Annotated in this window: 4 protein-coding genes; all 4 read left to right on the forward strand. The window is 67.6% G+C overall.

All coding sequences use genetic code 11. The features are described 5' to 3' along the window. Window positions 1-285 (forward strand): ABC transporter ATP-binding protein (locus tag HZB86_02255; GenBank protein ID MBI5904364.1); only part of this gene is annotated, 285 nt, incomplete at its 5' end. Then, window positions 279-1,016: an ABC transporter ATP-binding protein gene (locus HZB86_02260; GenBank protein ID MBI5904365.1), complete on the forward strand. Its 738-nt coding sequence runs from the start codon at window positions 279-281 to the stop codon at window positions 1,014-1,016. The genes HZB86_02255 and HZB86_02260, both read left to right, overlap by 7 nt. A 16-nt stretch (window positions 1,017-1,032) precedes the next feature. Beyond that, window positions 1,033-2,334, forward strand: a complete 1,302-nt coding sequence (locus tag HZB86_02265; GenBank protein MBI5904366.1) for a phenylacetate--CoA ligase — start codon at window positions 1,033-1,035, stop codon at window positions 2,332-2,334. 267 nt (window positions 2,335-2,601) lie between these two features. Continuing rightward, the coding region (rsmI, locus tag HZB86_02270) for a 16S rRNA (cytidine(1402)-2'-O)-methyltransferase (GenBank protein MBI5904367.1) at window positions 2,602-3,086 on the forward strand (485 nt) is incomplete at its 3' end.

A 3,086-nucleotide genomic window follows, 5' to 3' on the forward strand; every position in this document is an offset into this window, starting at 1 on the left:
GAGATCGGAAGGGCGCTCGCCTGCGAGCCGCGCCTGCTGCTCCTCGACGAGCCCGCCGCCGGGCTCAACATGCGGGAAACGAAGGAGATGGGGGACCTGATCGCGAAGATCCGCGACCGGGGGGTGACGGTCCTGCTCGTGGAGCACGACATGGCGCTGGTCATGCGGATCTCCGACGAGATCGTGGTCTTGAGCTACGGGCAGAAGATCGCCGAGGACAAGCCGCTCGGGATCCAGAAGAACGCGGAAGTGATCCGGGTGTACCTCGGGGACGACAAGTGCTGAGGATCAAGAACCTCGAGTCGGGGTACGGCCGGCTGAAGGTGCTCAAGAAAGTGACGATGCACATCCGCGCCGGCGAGATCGTCACCATCATCGGGGCGAACGGGGCGGGAAAGTCCAGCCTCCTCCGGACGGTGTCGGGGCTGATCGGGGCCCGGTCCGGCGAGATCCAGTTCGACGCGGCGGAGATCGCGAACCTCCCGCCGGAGGAGATCGTCTTCCGGGGCTGCTCCCTCGTGCCCGAGGGGCGGCAGGTCTTCGGGCCGATGACCGTCCGGGAGAACCTCCTCCTGGGCGCCTACCCGCAGTTCCGGCGGAAGCGGCCCCGGGAGATCCGGGACGACCTGGAACGGGTGAACTCGATCTTCCCCCGCCTCAAGGAGCGCGAGCGCCTGCTCGCCGGGACGCTGTCGGGCGGGGAGCAGCAGATGCTCGCCATCGCGCGGGCGCTCATGGCACGCCCGAAGCTCGTGATGATGGACGAGCCGTCGATGGGGCTCGCCCCGCTCGTGATCCGGGACATCTTCGCGATCGTCACGCGGCTTCGCGACGAGGGGAGCACGGTGCTGCTGGTGGAACAGAACGCGAAGGCGGCGCTGGCCATCGCGGATCGCGGATACGTCCTCGAAACCGGTAGAATCATCATGGAGGGTTCGGCGGAGGATATGCTCTCGAACCGCGAGGTGCAGCGGGCCTACCTCGGCCGGGACCTGGACGCCGAAGGCGAGATGTGACGGATCGGAGGGGAAAATGTACTGGGAACCCGACAAGGAGTGCATGGACCGCGAGGAGCTCGATCAGCTCCGGATCGAGCGGCTCCAGTCGACGCTGAACCGCGTCTACGCCCACGTCCCGTTCTACCGGAAGAAGTTCGACGCGATGGGGATCTCCCCCGAGGACATCGGGTCGCTCTCCGACATCTCCCGTCTGCCGTTCACGACGAAGGACGACGTGCGGGCGAACTACCCGTACGGGCTGTTCGCGGTCCCGCTGCGGGAGGTCGTCCGCATCCACGCCTCCTCGGGGACCACGGGGACGTCGGCCGTGGTCGGGTACACCCGCAACGACATCAAGACGTGGAGCAACCTGGTGGCCCGCGTCCTCATCTCCGGCGGGGTGACCAAGGACGACGTGGTGCAGATCTGCTTCGGGTACGGGCTGTTCACCGGGGGATTCGGCCTGCACTACGGCGCCGAGCGGATCGGCGCCTCCGTCATCCCGGCCTCCAGCGGGAACACCGCGCGCCAGATCCAGATCATGAGGGATTTCAAGACGACGGCCCTCGTCTGCACCCCCTCCTACGCGATGCTCGTCGCCAACCGGATCCGGGAGATGGGGATCCCCGTGTCGGCCCTGTCGCTCAAGTACGGACTTTTCGGGGCCGAGCCGTGGTCGGAGGCGATGCGCCGGGAGATCCAGGACGCGCTGGGGATCGTCGCGACCGACAACTACGGCCTGTCCGAGGTGATGGGCCCCGGGGTCTCGGGAGAGTGCACCGAGCGGAAGGGGCTGCACATCCAGGAGGACCATTTCCTGGTCGAGGTGATCGACCCGGAAACGCTCGAGCCGGTCCCCGCGGGGAAGAAGGGGGAGCTCGTGATCACGACGCTCACCAAGGAGGCGTTCCCGATGATCCGGTACCGGACGCGGGACCTGACCCGTCTCGTCCCGGGGCCGTGCCCGTGCGGACGGACCGGGATCCGGATGAGCCGGGTGGCGGGACGCACGGACGACATGCTGATCATCCGCGGGGTGAACGTCTTCCCCTCGCAGATCGAGGCGCTGATCTTCGAGACGGAAGGGGCCGGGTCGCAGTACCAGGTCGTGATCGAACGGAAGGGGGCGCTCGACGAGGTCACGGTGCTGGTGGAGGCCGCCGGCGCGGTGCCGGCGGGAGCGGAACGCCGCGGAATCGCGCCGGAGGAGGCGATCCGGAAGCGGCTGGCGCACGAGCTCGGCATCGCGGTCGACGTGAAGCGGGTCGAGGGGATGTCGCTCGCCCGGTCGGACAGCGGGAAGGCGATCCGCGTGGTCGACAACAGGAAGCTGTGATGGCCACCTTCGCCAAGATACCTGCATTCGAACGCCGTCGCATCCGCTTCGGCTGCGTTCCACTCCCTCACCGTACTCTCAAGTACGCTTCGGTCGTGCGCCTTGCCGACGCGGCGCGCCGTCGTTCTCGGTGCGACGGTCTCTTGTCGAAGCTGACCATCACAGCTTCCCCTGTGATGACCGCGATGATGGTTCCGATATAATGGCGGTCATCCCGTTTCCCGATCGTTGCAGGGAATCCGGGGGTTGAAGGGAGGTGCCGTGGGGATCGGAACCTTGTACGTCGTCGCGACGCCGCTGGGGAACCTCGAGGACATCACGTTCCGGGCGGTGCGGATCCTGCGCGCGGTGCCGCTCATCGCGTGCGAGGACACGCGCCGGACGGTGAAGCTCCTCAACCGGTACGAGATCCGCACGCCGATGACGGTGTTCCACGACTACAACAAGGCGCGCGCCGGCGCGGCGATCCTCCGCCTCCTCAGGGAGGGGGAGAGCGTCGCGCTGGTGTCCGACGCCGGCACGCCGGGCATCTCGGACCCGGGGTACGAGCTGGTCCGAGACGCCGTCTCCGCCGGGATCCCGATCGAGGTGATCCCGAGACCTTCCGCCCTCGTGGCCGCTCTCGTGATCTCGCGCCTGCCCACCGACCACTTCGTGTTCGAGGGGTTCCTCCCCAACCGAAAGGAGCGCCGCCGCAAGGCGCTGCACGCGCTGTCCGGCGAGACCCGGACGATGATCTTCTACGAATCCCC

This window comes from Deltaproteobacteria bacterium, assembly GCA_016234845.1.
Taxonomy (GTDB): domain Bacteria; phylum Desulfobacterota; class Deferrimicrobia; order Deferrimicrobiales; family Deferrimicrobiaceae; genus JACRNP01.

Coding starts and splice junctions, on each gene's coding strand:
- HZB86_02265 (MBI5904366.1), top strand. CDS start 1,033: ATGTACTGGGAACCCGACAAGGAGTGCATGGACCGCGAGGAGCTCGAT.